Below are 15204 nucleotides of genomic sequence, written 5' to 3'. Positions count from 1 at the left end.
TCCACACGCTCCGGGGCCCGCTCAGGTCAGCGCGGCGCCCAGCGCCAGGAACGCGCAGACGAGGACGGCGAGCACGGCGAGGAGCGGCCACACGAACCGCAGGTACCTGTCGTAGCCGACCTTCGCGAGCGCCACCCCGCCGATGGTCACCGCCGTCGTCGGCACCCACAGGTTCATCCAGCCGCTGGCCGCCTGCCAGGCGGTGACGACGACCGCGCGCGAGACACCGGCGAAGTCGGCGAGCGGGGCGAGGATCGGCATGGCGAGCGTGGCGTGGCCCGAGGTGGAGGGGATCAGGAAGGCGAGCGGCAGGTTCACGAGGAAGACGATGACCGCGAAGAGCCCCGACGACGTGCCCTTCACCACCCCTTCGATGGAGTGCAGCACGGTGTCCGTGATCTTCGAGTTGTTCATGATCGTCGTGACGCCGCGGGCGAGCAGGATGACCAGGGCGGGCGAGACGAAGTCGGCCGCGCCCTGGACGATCGTGGAGCTGAGCCGCTGCTCCCCCATCCGTGCGACGAGCCCGACGGCGACGGCCGCGCACAGGAACAGGGCCGCCAACTGCGGGAAGGACCAGCCGAGTTCGAAGCCGTACGGCCGCGCGTCGGCCTTGCCCGTGAGCGCGCTCGACCAGGGCACCACCGAGAAGATCATGAAGGCGAAGACCAGCGCGGTGGCGACGAGGACCGCCTTGTGCAGCCGGGTCAGCTCCGGCACCTCGTCCGCCGCCTGGCTCGTCCCCTCCGCCGCCCGATCGCGGTCCCGGTCGCCCGGCAGGAACCCGGACAGGGACCGCTCCGGGTCCCGCCGGACCCGCTGGGCGTAGCGGATGACGTACGCGACCGTGACGCCGGTCAGGACGGCCCACATGAGGAAGCGGAGCACGATGCCGTCGCCCAGCGAGATGCCCGCGGCGGACGAGGCGACGCCCGTCGCGAAGGGATTGACGGTCGAGCACAGGACGCCGACCCCCGCGCCGAGGATGATCACGCCGACTGCGGTCATGCGGTCGTAGCCGAGGGCGAGCATGAGCGGCACGATCAGGCCGTAGAAGCCGAGCGTCTCCTCGGCGAAGCCCTCGACCGTGCCGAGCACGGAGAAGACGGCCATGACACCGGCGATGAGCAGTGCCCCGCGCTCGCGCAGCCGGTGCGCGAGCCGCCCGATGCCACGGTCGAGGGCGCCGGTCGCGAAGACCACGGTGATGAAAGCCCCGATGGCCAGCACGAACAGGAAGACGCCCGCGCTGCCGTACAGCGCGCCGACGTTGTCGGGCGCGACCAGCGAGGTCTTCTCGTCCTGGACTCCGTAGAGTCCGTTGACCGGCGCGAGGAACAGGTCGTTGAGCCGGTCGACGAAGGACTGCCCGGAGTCGACGCGGTGGTAGGTGCCCTCGACGGGCGCGCCGGAGCCGTCGCGGTCGTACTGCCCCGACGGGACGAGGAAGGCGAGCAGCCAGACGGCGAGGGTGACGACGGCGAGGACGGTCAGGGCGCTGGGGAAGGTGAACGTACGCTTCCCGCGCTCGCCCGAGGGGCCTTCGGCCGGGTCCCCGCCGACCGGCGCTTGGCTGGTGCTCACGCGGCGCCGCCCGCCGCCCGGAAGTCCGCCGCGTACTCCCGTACGAAGGCGCACAGCGCGACGACGGTGTTGCGCAGCTCCGAGAAGAGGACGCGTTCGTTCGGCGCGTGCAGGTTGCACATGGTGTCCTGGGCGCCGAAGAGCAGGACCTCCGCGCCGGGCGCCGCCTTGGCGAGGCCGTTGACCAGCGGGATGGAACCCCCGGTCGAGACGTACGAGGCCTCGGTGCCCCAGGCCTCCTTCAGGGCGGCGCGTGCGGCACGGTAGGCGGGGCCACCGGTGGCGGCCTGGTAGCCGGGTCCCGCGGCGCCGGGCCTGACGGTGAGCGGGATGCCGAAGGGCTTGAGCGAGCGCAGGTGGGCGACGAGCCGGCCCTGGGCCTCCTTCGGGTCCTGTTGCGGGTGGAAGCGCAGGTTCAGCCTGGCCCTGGCGTACGGCACGACCGCGGACACGCCGTGGTCGACGCTCGGCGCGTCCAGGCCGATCACGGTGATCGCGGGTCCGCTCCACAGCCGCTCGCCGAGACTGCCGCTGCCGATCAGCGGCACCCCCTCGCGCACGCCCGCCAGGGAGCGGAACTCCTCTTCCGTGTACGTCGTACCGGTCCAGTCCTCGCGTCGCAGCCCCTCGACCGCGACATCCCCGTGTACGTCGTGGAGGGTGCCGAGCGCCTTGAGCAGGACGAGCAGCGCGTCGGGCGCGGCTCCCCCGAACTCGCCGCTGTGGCGCGGCTCGTCGAGGGTGCGGACCTCGACGACCACTTCGCAGGCGCCGCGCAGTCCGGTGGCGAGGGTGGGGGTGCCGGGGCGGATGTTGCCGTGGTCGGCGATCACCATGGCGTCGCAGGCGAACCGCTCGGGGTCGGTTGGCGGGTGGTTCTCGAAGGCGCTGCCGTACTCCTCCTGCCCCTCGATGACGAGCTTGACGCCGACCGGCGGGCGGCCACCGTAGGCCCGCACCATGCCCAGGTGGGCGATGACGTTGGCCTTGTCGTCCGCGACGCCGCAGCCGCGCAGGCCGCCCTCGACGGGGGTCGGCTCGAAGGGCGGCGACTTCCACAGCGACAGGTCGCCCGGGGGCTGCACGTCGTAGTGGCCGTAGAGCAGGACGGTCGGCGCGCCCGGCTCCGGGGGCGGGATCTCGCCGAGGATCACCGGGGCGGTGTCCGGCAGGTCGAGCCGCTCCACACGCGGGACACCGGCGTCGCGCAACAGCCCGGCCACCAGGTCGTGGGCCTGCTCGACCGGCTCGGGCGGATATCCGGGGAAGGCGATCGAGGGGATCGAGGCGAGCCGTACGAGGTCGGCCCGCAGCCCGTCCATCAGAGCGTCGACGGTGGCTTCGAAAGACGTCATGAACAGCACCCCTGGGAGTCGTACGTCGCGTTCGGACCGATTACCGTGATTCGTCCGGATTATGGGTGGCGGGGTTCAGCGGTTTCCGGACGGCTCGCCGGGAGCCCGGCAGGCCGCGCCGGAGCCGGACTAAGGTCGACACATGGCTTCGGAGACTTCAGCTACAGGGGGCGGCGGGACGGGCGGCGGCCCGGGAGGCGGTCCGGGCGGCGGTTCGGGCGGCGGTTCGGCGGGCGAGGGTTCGGTGCGCGTCGACAGCTGGATCTGGTCGGTCCGTCTCGTCAAGACCCGCTCGGCCGGCGGCGCCGCGTGCAAGGGCGGGCACGTCCGGGTCAACGGCGAGCGCGTCAAGCCCTCGTACGGCGTGCACGTGGGCGACGAGGTGCGGCTGCGGCAGGCGGGCGGCCGGGAGCGCGTCGTGATCGTCAAGCGCCTCATCCGCAAGCGCGTCGGCGCGCCGGTCGCCGTCGAGTGTTACGTCGACAACTCCCCGCCTCCGCCGCCCCGCGAGGCGGTCGCCCCCGCGGGCATCCGTGACCGCGGCACGGGCCGCCCCACGAAGCGGGACCGCCGCGAGATGGAACGCCTCCGGACACCGAAGGCCTGACCGGCCGGGTAACGGGCGCCGCCTGCGGAAACGGGTGCGGAACACGGAGAGGCCTCAGCAACACGCCGTGTACGTCGGCGTGTTGCTGAGGCCTCTCCGCAGCTGATCCAGTCGGCCCGAACCGCGCGGGCCGGGCACGTCACCGCCGCAGGCGGGCGATGAGCTTCGCCGTCTCCTCACGCCTCGCCCAGGCGATCCACGCCAGCGGCAGGATGAGGACCAGCGGCGTGGCCGCGTTCTCACCGCCGAGCGCGGTGACGGAGACGATGAACGCGCCGACCATCAGCCCGATGAACGCCGTGGCGGCGACCGAGGAGAGCAGCGGGAGCAACAGCGCGATCCCGCCGAGCAGTTCCAGCGCCCCGATGGTGTACATCCCCGGTGCGCCCCAGCCGAGCTTGTCGAAGGCCTCGACGGCGGTCGGGTGCGCGATCAGCTTGGGCGCACCGCTCGCGGCACCGAAGAACACGCCGAGCAGCACCTGGAGGGTACGCAGGGTGATGCGGGCGCCACGGCCGCGCGTGGAGGAGGTGGCCGGGGTGCTTGCGGTGCTCGGAGTGTTCGAGGTGTGCAGTGGGGCGGTGGTGGCGGACATCGTGGTCTCCTCGGTGGGCGGGGCCTCAGGCCGTTGCGCTGTCACCGATACAGACCGGCCACCCCCGCGAAACTCATCGCTCCACCAGGCACCTCACCGCTCCATCAGGCGGCTCCTCCTCAGCCCGCCGGGACCGCCCGCACCCAAGTGCCGTCCTCCGTGAGGTACTTGTCGACCTTCAGGTCCGCCTCCGCGAGCGCCTCCTCGAACTGTTCCGGAGTGAGCGGGCGGGCGCGGAACGTCTGGGTCCATACGGCGTCCGGGAAGACGTACTCCGCGCGCACCTCGTTCACGCCGTCTCCGACGGGCTCCGCCGAGAGGATCCGGACCGTGTAGCCGCCAGGGTCGACGCGCTCTCTCGGGAGGTCCGTGTGGTAGTCCGCGCCCTCCCGCTGGATCAGCACGCAGCCCTGGTCCGTGACGTGCGCGCGGCAGGCCCGCAGCATGCGGCGCCGCACCGCCGTGTCCCCGGTGTGCACGAGGAACGAGGCGAGCATCACGACCGGGAACTTCTCGTCCAGGTCGAGCCGCTCGATCGGGCTCAGCACCGTCCGCACCCCGCCGTCGAGCGCGGCGACCTTCTCCAGCATCTCGGGGGACTCGTCCACGGCGGTCACCCGGAAGCCGCGCTCCAGGAGCGGGCGGGTCACCCGGCCCGCGCCGCAGCCCAGCTCCAGAATGTGCGCCCCGGCCGGCACGGCGCCCGCGATGACCTCCGGCTCGTCCCCGACGGACAGGCGCGTGTACAGCTCGACCGCGCAGCCGTCCGGCGTGATCGCGCCGGGTCCCGTCCCCTCGTACCCCTCACGCATCTCCACGCTCATGCCCGGCCAACGAAGGCCGCCCCGCCCCCGTTCCCGAACCCCTCACGGCCCCGACGCCTCCAGCGGGAACCAGCCATGTCCGCCGTACCAGTGGCCGCCCGCCCGCAGATGGTCGCCCACGGCCCTCTCCACCCGGGTCCGCCTGGGGAGTTCGGCCACAGGAAGGTCGCGGTCACCGAAGACGAAGGCGACGGGATCGCCGTCCGCCGGCTCCGCCGCGCCGCCGTCGGTCAGACGGAATCGCCGCTGGAAGCGGACGATGTTCGAATCCTCGGGCAGGTGGTCCCTCAGCTGCGGGTCGAGCAGCCAGGAGTGACAGACGGCTGTCTCATATCGTTCCTCCGGGAAGTGCCGGGCGAAGAACTCCCGCGCCAGGGATATCGACCGGTCGCAGGCCTCTGGCGTCAACGGCCCCCGGAAGTCGGTGATGTGCAGGCTCAGACAGGGGTCGCCCGGGCCCGCACGATGGCCGGCCGCGGTGGTCGCGCCGCCCATGCGCCCGCCCAGCACGGCACGCTCGAACTGCAGGCGCCCCAACTGATAGAGCTCGCCCCGGAAGTGCAGGCTGTGCCACCCCGTCGCGAGAAGGCCGCGGCCGCCGCGCGCCCTGCGGTGCACCGCCATGTGGCGTCCGAGGTCGGCGAGGGTGCGGCGGGAGACGTCGGCGGGGATGCCGCGTTCGCGGTGGTACGCGCGCACGTGCTCCAGCGCCGCCACGAACACGTACACGTAGAAGCAGCGCCCGAGCTCACCGCACGCCTCGGGCAGCGCCAGGATACGGCCGCTGCGGCCGACCTCCCCCATGTCGCGCACGACGGCGTCCACACAGCGGTCGAGCAGCCACCGCGCCTCCGGATCGGCCCACAGCCGGCCGCGCAGCGCCACGAGGGGGTTGATGTCCTCGTGCGGCACGGCGAGGTCGAGGAGCACGTCCGGCAGCTCGTCGGCCTCCGGCAGCACCGCCTCGGCGCGCGGCTCCCCCGCGCTCTCCAGCTCCCGGAGCCAGGCGGCGAGCCGTTCGTCGGACCTGAGCGCTTCCAGCACGTTCCCACCCTCTTTATCCTGTAAAGGAGGAGATGACCGCTCATGATGCGCACAGGCAGTGAACCGGTGACCGCACGCAGTCCGCTGCGGATGCGCCTGTGGTTCAGCGTATGGGGCCTTGTCTGGGCAGGCTTCGGCACCGTCGCCTTCGCTCTCGCCGGGCGGACCGGGTGGGCGGTGGCGTGCGGGGTGCTGCTGGTGGTGGTCGCCGCCGATCTGGCGTGGGTCGTGCACCGGATGCGTCAGGGTGCGCACTATCAGCCGGGCAGGGACATCCCGCCCTACGATCCGCCGGACGCCCCCTAGCCCGGCCTCTCAGCCCCTCGCGCCGGGCGCCCCGGCTTCTCCGGTCTCAGTCGTCGAAGCGGGCCGCCGCCAGGTACTCCGGCTGCGGGTCCAGGGCGGCCGCGAGCCGGAAGTGGCGGCGGGCCTGCTCGGGGCGTGAGGCGCGCTCGTAGGTGCGGGCGAGCGCGAAGTGCGCGAAGGCGTTGTCCGGCTCGCGCTCCAGGACGATGCTGAACTCCAGCTCCGCGGCGCGCAGTTGCGCGGCGGCGAAGAAGGCGCGCGCCCGCAGCAGGCGGGCCGCCGTGTTCTCGGGGTGGGCGGCGATGACGGTGTCGAGCAGCTTCACCGCGCCACGCGGGTCCCGGGCGGCGAGGAGCTGCTCCGCCGCACGGAAATCGATGACATGAGTCTCCGGGGTGATTTCGGGCACGCCGGGCTCCTTCCCTCGCTTCCCCGTGTCAACGCCCGCCGCACCCTCGCCTATTCCGCACAGGTGTCCCATGCGCGCAGCTGTCCCACGCGCGCGGGGCCGTTCTTGGCGCGCCGTTACGGCCGCGGACGCGTCTGCCCGCGGCGGTTCGGCGGCGGGTGCGGGTTTGGTTGTGGTTGCTCGCGCAGTTCCCCGCGCCCCTTACGGGGCGCTCCCTTCAGGCGTGGGCTCGTCGAGCGAGGTCCGTCCAGACCTCGGCGACCCGCTCCGCGAGGCCGTCCAGTGGGCCGTCGTTGTCGATCACGATGTCCGCGACCTCGAGGCGCTTCTCGCGGGTCGCCTGCGCGGCCATCCGCGCGCGGGCGTCCGCCTCGCTCATGCCGCGCAGCCGCACCAGGCGGTCCAGCTGTGTCTCGGGGCTCGCGTCGACGACGACCACGACGTCGTACAGCGGTGCGAGGCCGTTCTCCGTGAGCAGGGGCACGTCGTGGACGACCACCGCGTCATCGGACGCGGACCGTTCGAGCTCGGCGGACCGGGCGCCCACGAGCGGATGCACGATGGAGTTCAGGACGGCCAGCTTCTCGGCGTCGGCGAAGACGATCGCGCCGAGCTTGGGCCGGTTCAGGGAGCCGTCCGGAGCGAGCACCTCCCGCCCGAAGGCCTCGACGACGGCCGCCAGTCCGGCAGTTCCCGGCGCCACCACCTCACGCGCGATCTTGTCCGCGTCGATCAGCACGGCACCGGACGCGACGAGCAGCCGCGACACCTCGCTCTTGCCGGCACCGATTCCGCCGGTCAGGCCCACTTTCAGCATGACCGGCAGCTTAGGGCCTGCCGGGCGGACAGGCCCCGGGCGGGCCTGCCGTCACGCGTCGCCCTCCCGCTCCGCGAGGAAGCGCTCGAATTCGCGGCCGATCTCGTCGGCGGACGGGATGTCCGCCGGCTCGGCGAGCATGTTGCCCCGGTCCTGCGCGCCCGCCGCCGCGTCGTACTGGTGCTCGAGGCCCTGGACGAGCGCCACCAGCTCCTCGTCGCCCTCCTGGATCTGCCGGTCGATCTCGGTCTGGGTGCGGTGCGCCTCGGTGCGCAGTCCGTGCGCGACGGTGGGCAACACCAGGCCGGTGGCGGCGGTGATCGCCTCCAGGACCGTGAGGGCCGCGTCCGGGTACGTGGAGCGCGCGATGTAGTGCGGGACGTGGGCCGCGACGCCCAGCACGTCGTGACCGGCCTCCAGGAGGCGGTACTCCACCAGGGAGGCCGCGCTGCCCGGCACCTGGGCCTCGTCGAAGGGGCTGCGGTGGCCCGGCACCAGGTCGGTGCGGTTGCCGTGCGGAGTGAGGCCCACGGGGCGGGTGTGCGGGACGCCCATGGGGATGCCGTGGAAGTTCACGGAGAGGCGCACCCCGAGCCGCTCCACGATCTGCTGGACGGCCTTGGCGAAACGCTCCCACTCGACGTCGGGCTCGGGCCCGGACAGCAGCAGGAAGGGCGCGCCGGTGGCGTCCTGGACGAGGCGGACGTCGAGCGTCGGCTCCTCGTACTCGCTCCAGCGGTCGCGCCGGAAGGTGAGCAGCGGGCGGCGGGCGCGGTAGTCCACGAGCCGGTCGTGGTCGAATCTCGCCACCACCTGCCCGGGGAGGCTGTCCGTGAGCCGCTCGACGATCTGGTCGCCGGTTTCGCCCGCGTCGATGTATCCGTCGAAGTGGTAGAGCATGACCAGTCCGGCCGACTCCTGGGCGAGCGCCATGTCTACGACGGCGAGGCCCTTCGGCTCCCATGCGTACAAACCCTGCGGATCAAGCACTGTGACCGCTCCTCCTCGTGTTCGTAACGGAGAACGCACGCGGAGACACGCGCATTCCCGCCATGCGCCACGCACCTCCCTCTCGCCGACGGGCCGGCCACCCCTGGTCCATACCTTGACGCGCACATGCCCCGCCTCTACCTTCTCAACGTTCATATGCACACCTTGAGTTCACGTACAAGAACCCTCATGAACGCCACGCTCCCGACGGGAAGGTCACCCCCACATGCGCACCCGACGAACCCTGCTGGCGACCGCGACCCTGCTCACGGCGGCGACCGCCTCCGCGACCCTGGCCGTCTCCGCCTCCGCCGCGACGCCCGCGCGGACCATCGAGGTCTCCACGGCCGCCCAGCTGAAGGCGGCGCTCACCGACGCCTCCCCCGGCGACACGATCCACCTCGCCGACGGCACGTACTCCGGGAACTTCAAGACGACCGTGGCCGCGAGCGCCGGCTCCCGCATCACGCTGACCGGCTCGCCGAAGGCGGTGCTCAAGGCGGGCGGCGGCTACGGCCTGCATCTGAACGGCGCCGCGTACTGGACGGTGAAGGGCATCACCGTCACCGGCGGCCAGAAGGGCATCATGATCGACTCCGCGAGGGGCGTCGTCGTGGACACCGTCACGGTCCACGGCCTCGACATGGAGGGCGTCCACTTCCGGAAGTCGAGCAGCGACGGCGTGATCAGGAACTCACGCATCCACGACACGGGGAACGACGGCCGCGGCATGGGAGAGGGCGTCTACGTGGGCACCGCCAACACGCTCTCCGACAAGAGCGACAACGTCCAGATCATCGGCAACACCATCGGCCCGGACGTCGGCGGCGAGGCGATCGACCTCAAGGAGGGCACGACGGGCGGCAAGGTCTCGGGCAACACCTTCGACGGCAGTGGCCTCACCGGCAACCACTACGACGACTCGTGGGTCGACGTGAAGGGCAACAGCTACGTCATCGAGAACAACACCGGCAAGAACACCCTCAACAACGGCTACGAGACCCACACCCAGCAGTCCGGCTGGGGCTGCGGCACGGTCTTCCGCGGCAACAAGTCGACCCTGACGGGCGCGACGGGCGACAAACAACTGGCCATCAACGTCACGAACCAGAGCGCCAGCTGCAGGACGACGGTGTACGCGAGCAACACGGTGACGGGAGGCCGGGGCCTCACCAACATCCCCGTCACGCCATAGGCGGCGGCGCCCTGTCAGGGGCGCGGGGAACTGCGCGATCAGCCCAAGACATGCCGCAGACGCGACGGGACAGCGACCGGGCAGACGCGTCTGCGGCGCTTCCGTGGTTGCTCGCGCAGTTCCCCGCGCCCCTGACGGGGCCCGCCCCGCGACGGGGGCAGCACAACGGGCCCGCACCCCCGAAGGGATGCGGGCCCGCTGTGTTCAGCTACAACCGCCTAGAGGCGAGCCTCAGCTCTGGCCGCCGGCGAGCTTCTCACGAAGCGCGGCGAGCGCCTCGTCCGAAGCCAGCGCACCGGAGTTGTCGTCCGACTCCGAGGAGTACGAACCGCCGCCGCCACCGCTGGACGCGGCCGGAGCGGCGCCGGCCGGAGCCGCCGCACCCTCGGCCTCGGCCTGGGCGTCGGCCTCGCGGGACTTGATGACCTGAGCCTGGTGCTGCTCGAAGCGCTGCTGCGCCTCGGCGTACTGGGTCTCCCAGGCCTCGCGCTGGGTCTCGTAGCCCTCGAGCCAGTCGTTGGTCTCGGGGTCGAAGCCCTCGGGGTAGATGTAGTTGCCCTGGTCGTCGTAGGACGCGGCCATGCCGTACAGGGTCGGGTCGAACTCGACGGCCGACGGGTCGGCACCGAAGGACTCGTTGGCCTGCTTCAGCGACAGCGAGATCCGGCGACGCTCGAGGTCGATGTCGATGACCTTGACGAAGATCTCGTCGTTGACCTGGACGACCTGCTCCGGGATCTCCACGTGGCGCTCGGCCAGCTCGGAGATGTGGACCAGGCCCTCGATGCCCTCGTCGACGCGCACGAACGCACCGAACGGAACGAGCTTGGTGACCTTACCGGGAACAACCTGCCCGATCTGGTGCGTGCGGGCGAACTGCTGCCACGGGTCTTCCTGCGTCGCCTTGAGCGACAGGGAGACACGCTCGCGGTCCATGTCCACGTCGAGAACCTCGACGGTGACTTCCTGGCCGACCTCGACAACCTCGGAGGGGTGGTCGATGTGCTTCCAGGAGAGCTCGGAGACGTGGACGAGACCGTCGACGCCACCGAGGTCCACGAACGCACCGAAGTTGACGATCGAGGAAACGACGCCGGAGCGGACCTGGCCCTTCTGCAGGGTCGTGAGGAAGGTCTGGCGGACCTCGCTCTGGGTCTGCTCGAGCCAGGCACGGCGGGACAGGACCACGTTGTTGCGGTTCTTGTCCAGCTCGATGATCTTGGCCTCGAGCTCCTTGCCCACGTAGGGCTGGAGGTCGCGGACGCGGCGCATCTCGACGAGGGAGGCCGGCAGGAAGCCACGGAGGCCGATGTCGAGGATGAGACCACCCTTGACGACCTCGATGACGGTACCGGTGACGATGCCGTCTTCTTCCTTGATCTTCTCGATCGTGCCCCAGGCACGCTCGTACTGAGCGCGCTTCTTGGACAGGATGAGACGGCCTTCCTTGTCCTCCTTCTGGAGAACCAGGGCCTCGATCTCGTCGCCGACCTTGACGACCTCGTTCGGGTCGACGTCGTGCTTGATCGAGAGCTCGCGGCTCGGGATGACGCCTTCGGTCTTGTAACCGATGTCGAGCAGGACCTCGTCCCGGTCGACCTTCACGATGACGCCGTCGACGATGTCGCCGTCGTTGAAATACTTGATCGTCTCGTCGATCGCGGCGAGGAAGGCTTCCTCGTTACCGATGTCGTTGACCGCTACCTGCGGGGTGGTGGCGGTGGTCTCGGTGCTGCTCGTCATGTGGGTTAGGGCTCCGGTACGGACATTGAAGTCGTAGGTACTGCAACGCCGGGAGCCGATTTCGCTCTGCAGAAGCCGGACAGCTTAGGAAGCGCGACTTCCGCGAAACGGAAGGCGCCTCGACAACCGAGGGGACATACAACAGACGCGAGCGCAGCCTGCTATGTCTGAGGAGCGCAGGCTCGCAGCGCAACTTGTAGCATACGGGGGCAGCCGGACAGGGTCAATGCGCGAAGGCGCACACCCGGGGCGTAACGCCGCATACCCGGCACAAAACCTGTCGCCTGAGGCCACACGGGCCGCACCGCGCCCCTTCGCGCCGAGATTTCGGCCAGGGCCGCGGAAGATACGGAAGATTACGACGATGGAGCCCATCATCCAAGAGTCCGCACTGCCGCCCGAGCCCGAGGCCACCCGGCGTGACGCCGATGTCACGGAGAGTAGTCGCGCCAACCGCGGCTGGTGGGACCGGAACGCCGACGAGTACCAGATCGAGCACGGCACGTTCCTCGGGGACGACCGCTTCGTGTGGGGTCCCGAGGGGCTCGACGAGGTGGAGGCCGAGCTGCTCGGTCCGCCCGAGGAGCTCAAGGGCAAGGACGTCCTGGAGATCGGCTCCGGTGCCGCGCAGTGCTCGCGCTGGCTGGTCGCGCAGGGCGCCCGCCCGGTCGCCCTCGACCTCTCGCACCGCCAGCTCCAGCACGCGCTGCGGATCGGCGGGAACGTACCGCTGGTCCAGGCCGACGCGGGAGTGCTGCCCTTCAAGGACGGCTCCTTCGACCTCGTCTGCTCCGCCTATGGCGTGATGCCGTTCGTCGCCGACCCCGTGCAGGTCCTCAAGGAGGTGCGCCGGGTGCTGCGGCCCGGCGGGCGGTTCGTCTTCTCCGCGACCCACCCCATCCGCTGGGCGTTCCCCGACGAGCCGGGTCCGGAGGGTCTCTCCGTAGCGGCCTCCTACTTCGACCGCACTCCCTATGTGGAGCAGGACGACGAGGGCAACGCCGTGTACGTGGAGCACCACAGGACGATCGGTGACCGGGTGCGGGACATCGTGGCCGGCGGGTTCCGGCTCGTCGACATCGTCGAGCCGGAGTGGCCCGCCTGGAACACGCAGGAGTGGGGCGGCTGGTCCCCGCTGCGCGGAAACCTGATCCCGGGGACGGCCATCTACGTATGCGTACGAGGCTGAGCGGGTGATCCGTAACCACGCAGCCCTGGACCTTCCCGTACGTGACGCGCTGCCCGGTCTCTCCGCCGCTCTGGAGGGGCCGGGCAGCGCGGTGCTCTGCGCGCCGCCCGGCACGGGCAAGACGACGCTGGTGCCGCTGGCGCTCGCGGGCCTGGTCGACGTGCCGGGCGCCCATGACGGCGTACGTCGCGTCGTCGTCGCCGAGCCGCGCCGCATCGCCGCCCGTGCCGCCGCGCGGCGCATGGCGTGGCTGCTCGGCGAGAAGGTGGGCGACAGCGTCGGCTACACGGTGCGCGGTGAGCGCGTCGTGGGCCCGCGCACGCGCGTGGAGGTCGTGACGACGGGTGTGCTGCTGCAGCGGCTGCAGCGGGACCAGGAGCTGGCCGGCGTGGATGTCGTCGTCCTCGACGAGTGCCACGAGCGGCATCTGGACGCGGACACGGTGGCGGCTTTCCTGGTGGACGTGCGGGCCGCGCTGCGGCCCGAGCTGCGTCTGGTGGCGGCGTCGGCGACGACCGACGCGGAGGGCTGGGCGCGGATCCTCGGGGGTGCGCCCGTGGTGGAGGCGCAGGGCATCGCGCACCCCGTGGAGGTCGTGTGGGCGCCGCCGCCGCGCGCGGTGCGGCCGCCGCACGGGATGCGGGTCGATCCGGCGCTGCTGACCCATGTGGCCTCGGTGGTGCGCAGGGCGCTGGCCGAGCGGGCCGGGGACGTCCTGTGTTTCCTGCCCGGGGTCGGTGAGATCGCGCGGGTGGCGGGGCAGCTGACGGGCCTCGGCGGCGTGGAGGTGCTGCAGGTGCACGGGCGGGCTCCGGCCGCGGTGCAGGACGCGGTGCTCGCCGGGTCGGACGGGCGGCGGGTGGTCCTCGCCACCTCCGTGGCGGAGTCCTCGCTGACGGTGCCGGGGGTGCGGGTCGTCGTGGACTCGGGCCTCGCGCGGGAGCCGCGGGTCGATCACGCGCGCGGGTTGAGCGCGCTGGCGACCGTGCGGGCCTCGCAGGCGGCCGGCCGGCAGCGGGCGGGCCGCGCCGGGCGGGAGGCTCCGGGGGCGGTGTACCGGTGCTGGGCGGAGGCGGAGGACGGGCGTCTGCCGCGCTTTCCCGCGCCCGAGATCAAGGTGGCCGACCTCGCGGCGTTCGCGCTGCAGGCGGCGTGCTGGGGCGATCCTGACGCCTCCGGGCTCGCTCTCCTCGATCCCCCGCCGGGCGGCGCGATGGCGGCGGCGCGGGAGGTCCTCGTGGCGGTGGGCGCGGTGGACGCGGAGACGGGCCGGGCGACGGAGCGCGGGGCGCGGATGTCCCGGGTGGGTCTGCACCCGCGCCTCGCGCGGGCCCTGCTGGACGCGGCGCCGCGCGTCGGTGCCCGCCGGGCGGCGGAGGCGGTGGCGCTGCTGAGCGAGGAGCCGCCCCGTGAGTACGGCGACGACCTCGCGGGTGCCTGGCGTGCGGCGCGGCGCGGCCAGGACGCCTATGGGGCGCGGTGGCGGACCGAGGCCCGGCGGCTGGCCTCGGCGGCGCCCGGTGGACCGGCCGAGGGCGACGGCGGGAGCGACGAGTACGTCGCCGGGCTGGTGGCGGCCCTCGCGTTTCCGGAGCGGGTGGCCCGGAGCGTGGGCGGCGGGACGTATCTCATGGCGGGCGGGACGCGGGCGGAGGCGCGGCAGGGGTCCGCGCTGTCCGGTGCGCGGTGGCTCGCCGTGGCCGTGGCCGACCGGCCGGTGGGCGCGGGGCACGCGCGCGTGCTGCTGGCCGGGCACATCGACGAGGACGTGGCCCGTAGCGCCGCCGCACCGCTGTACTCCGAGGGCGACGAGGTGGCCTGGGGCGAGGGCGAGCTCGTGGCGCGGCACGTGGAGCGTCTTGGCGCCGTGGAGTTGACGGTGCGTCCTTTGAAGAAGCCCGATCCGCGTCTGGTGCGGGAGGCGCTGCTGACCGGGTTGCGGGAGGAGGGCACCGCGCTGTTGACGTGGTCGCGGGGCGCGCGGGAGCTGCGGGAGCGGCTCGCGTTCCTGCACCGCCATCTCGGGGCGCCCTGGCCCGACGTATCGGAAAACGCCCTCCACGCGCGCGTGGACGAGTGGCTGGAGCCCGAGCTCTCCCGGGCCCGGCGCCGGGCCGACCTGGCGGGGATCGACGCCGGGCAGGCGCTGGGCCGGCTTCTGCCGTGGGCGACGGGTGAGGCAGGGCGCCTGGACGAGCTCGCCCCCGAGCGCCTGGAGGTGCCGAGCGGGTCCAGGATCCGGCTCGACTACTCCGATCCCGAACAGCCGGTGCTCGCCGTCAAGTTGCAGGAGATGTTCGGGCTCGCCGAGACGCCGAGGATCGCGGGCGGCCGCGTACCGGTGCTCGTGCACCTGCTGTCCCCGGCGGGTCGTCCCGCCGCCGTCACCGCCGACCTCGCCTCGTTCTGGGCGTCGGGGTACCGCGCGGTCCGCGCGGACCTGCGCGGCCGCTACCCGAAGCACCCGTGGCCGGAGGACCCGGCGACGGCCGAGCCGACCCGGTACACCAAGGCCCGCCAGGCGGGACGGGCCGCCGGGGCGTAGG

General features: G+C 72.2%; 14 protein-coding genes. 5 read left to right on the top strand and 9 right to left on the bottom strand.

The annotated features are described in order from the left end of the window. Positions 1 to 21: 21 nt before the first annotated feature. Both ACH4D5_RS27295 and ACH4D5_RS27290 read right to left on the bottom strand, forming a co-directional pair. Positions 22 to 1494 carry a YfcC family protein gene (locus ACH4D5_RS27295; protein ID WP_398307811.1) on the bottom strand — a complete coding sequence of 491 codons (1473 nt, stop codon included), beginning with the start codon at positions 1492 to 1494 and terminating at the stop codon, positions 22 to 24. 86 nt (positions 1495 to 1580) lie between these two features. Continuing rightward, positions 1581 to 2939 (bottom strand): M20/M25/M40 family metallo-hydrolase, encoded by a 1359-nt coding sequence (locus tag ACH4D5_RS27290; protein ID WP_398307413.1) that lies wholly within the window; start codon positions 2937 to 2939, stop codon positions 1581 to 1583. A gap of 142 nt (positions 2940 to 3081) precedes the next feature. On the opposite strand from ACH4D5_RS27290, the gene ACH4D5_RS27285 reads away from it, so the two are divergent. Further along, entirely contained in the window at positions 3082 to 3546 is a 465-nt protein-coding gene (locus ACH4D5_RS27285; RefSeq protein WP_398307411.1) for an RNA-binding S4 domain-containing protein, read from the top strand. A 139-nt stretch (positions 3547 to 3685) separates the two neighbouring features. Here ACH4D5_RS27285 and ACH4D5_RS27280 read toward each other — a convergent pair whose 3' ends face one another. From ACH4D5_RS27280 to ACH4D5_RS27270, 3 genes are all read right to left on the bottom strand, one after another. After that, positions 3686 to 4141, bottom strand: a complete 456-nt coding sequence (locus tag ACH4D5_RS27280; protein ID WP_398307409.1) for a DoxX family protein — start codon at positions 4139 to 4141, stop codon at positions 3686 to 3688. Between the two features lie 119 nt (positions 4142 to 4260). Continuing rightward, positions 4261 to 4953, bottom strand: a complete 693-nt coding sequence (locus tag ACH4D5_RS27275) for a class I SAM-dependent methyltransferase (RefSeq protein WP_398307809.1) — start codon at positions 4951 to 4953, stop codon at positions 4261 to 4263. Positions 4954 to 5007: 54 nt separating this feature from the next. Next, positions 5008 to 5925 (bottom strand): acyltransferase domain-containing protein, encoded by a 918-nt coding sequence (locus tag ACH4D5_RS27270; protein WP_398307807.1) that lies wholly within the window; start codon positions 5923 to 5925, stop codon positions 5008 to 5010. 129 nt (positions 5926 to 6054) lie between these two features. Between ACH4D5_RS27270 and ACH4D5_RS27265 the strand changes: the two genes are divergently transcribed. Then, positions 6055 to 6315 (top strand): DUF6343 family protein, encoded by a 261-nt coding sequence (locus ACH4D5_RS27265; protein WP_398307805.1) that lies wholly within the window; start codon positions 6055 to 6057, stop codon positions 6313 to 6315. A 46-nt stretch (positions 6316 to 6361) separates the two neighbouring features. Here ACH4D5_RS27265 and ACH4D5_RS27260 read toward each other — a convergent pair whose 3' ends face one another. From ACH4D5_RS27260 to ACH4D5_RS27250, 3 genes are all read right to left on the bottom strand, one after another. Next, positions 6362 to 6724 carry a tetratricopeptide repeat protein gene (locus ACH4D5_RS27260; protein WP_398307407.1) on the bottom strand — a complete coding sequence of 121 codons (363 nt, stop codon included), beginning with the start codon at positions 6722 to 6724 and terminating at the stop codon, positions 6362 to 6364. Positions 6725 to 6941: 217 nt separating this feature from the next. Then, the gene (gene coaE, locus ACH4D5_RS27255; RefSeq protein WP_398307405.1) at positions 6942 to 7541 is read right to left on the bottom strand and encodes a dephospho-CoA kinase; all 600 of its coding nucleotides are present in this window, start codon (positions 7539 to 7541) and stop codon (positions 6942 to 6944) included. Between the two features lie 51 nt (positions 7542 to 7592). Continuing rightward, a complete protein-coding gene (locus tag ACH4D5_RS27250) occupies positions 7593 to 8531 on the bottom strand; it encodes a PAC2 family protein (RefSeq protein WP_398307403.1) in 939 nt (312 codons plus the stop codon). A 226-nt stretch (positions 8532 to 8757) separates the two neighbouring features. Between ACH4D5_RS27250 and ACH4D5_RS27245 the strand changes: the two genes are divergently transcribed. Further along, positions 8758 to 9726 (top strand): right-handed parallel beta-helix repeat-containing protein, encoded by a 969-nt coding sequence (locus ACH4D5_RS27245; RefSeq protein WP_398307401.1) that lies wholly within the window; start codon positions 8758 to 8760, stop codon positions 9724 to 9726. Positions 9727 to 9957: 231 nt separating this feature from the next. Here ACH4D5_RS27245 and rpsA read toward each other — a convergent pair whose 3' ends face one another. After that, entirely contained in the window at positions 9958 to 11469 is a 1512-nt protein-coding gene (rpsA, locus tag ACH4D5_RS27240; protein WP_358588030.1) for a 30S ribosomal protein S1, read from the bottom strand. A gap of 364 nt (positions 11470 to 11833) precedes the next feature. Between rpsA and ACH4D5_RS27235 the strand changes: the two genes are divergently transcribed. Next, the gene (locus ACH4D5_RS27235; protein ID WP_398307399.1) at positions 11834 to 12658 is read left to right on the top strand and encodes a class I SAM-dependent methyltransferase; all 825 of its coding nucleotides are present in this window, start codon (positions 11834 to 11836) and stop codon (positions 12656 to 12658) included. Positions 12659 to 12662: 4 nt separating this feature from the next. Then, positions 12663 to 15203: an ATP-dependent helicase HrpB gene (gene hrpB, locus ACH4D5_RS27230; RefSeq protein ID WP_398307397.1), complete on the top strand. Its 2541-nt coding sequence runs from the start codon at positions 12663 to 12665 to the stop codon at positions 15201 to 15203. Position 15204: the final 1 nt, after the last annotated feature.

The organism is Streptomyces sp. NPDC018029 (assembly GCF_044327655.1).
In the GTDB taxonomy this organism is placed as follows: domain Bacteria; phylum Actinomycetota; class Actinomycetes; order Streptomycetales; family Streptomycetaceae; genus Streptomyces.
The sequence above is the reverse complement of the archived record's forward strand: the minus strand, read 5'-3'. Positions and strand labels throughout refer to the sequence as shown.

Bases quoted from the DNA above. Each gene is read 5' to 3' on its own strand.
- ACH4D5_RS27290 (WP_398307413.1), bottom strand. From the start codon at position 2,939: ATGACGTCTTTCGAAGCCACCGTCGACGCTCTGATGGACGGGCTGCGG.
- ACH4D5_RS27285 (WP_398307411.1), top strand. From the start codon at position 3,082: ATGGCTTCGGAGACTTCAGCTACAGGGGGCGGCGGGACGGGCGGCGGC.
- ACH4D5_RS27280 (WP_398307409.1), bottom strand. From the start codon at position 4,141: ATGTCCGCCACCACCGCCCCACTGCACACCTCGAACACTCCGAGCACC.
- ACH4D5_RS27275 (WP_398307809.1), bottom strand. From the start codon at position 4,953: ATGCGTGAGGGGTACGAGGGGACGGGACCCGGCGCGATCACGCCGGAC.
- ACH4D5_RS27265 (WP_398307805.1), top strand. From the start codon at position 6,055: ATGCGCACAGGCAGTGAACCGGTGACCGCACGCAGTCCGCTGCGGATG.
- coaE (WP_398307405.1), bottom strand. From the start codon at position 7,541: ATGCTGAAAGTGGGCCTGACCGGCGGAATCGGTGCCGGCAAGAGCGAG.
- ACH4D5_RS27245 (WP_398307401.1), top strand. From the start codon at position 8,758: ATGCGCACCCGACGAACCCTGCTGGCGACCGCGACCCTGCTCACGGCG.
- rpsA (WP_358588030.1), bottom strand. From the start codon at position 11,469: ATGACGAGCAGCACCGAGACCACCGCCACCACCCCGCAGGTAGCGGTC.
- ACH4D5_RS27235 (WP_398307399.1), top strand. From the start codon at position 11,834: ATGGAGCCCATCATCCAAGAGTCCGCACTGCCGCCCGAGCCCGAGGCC.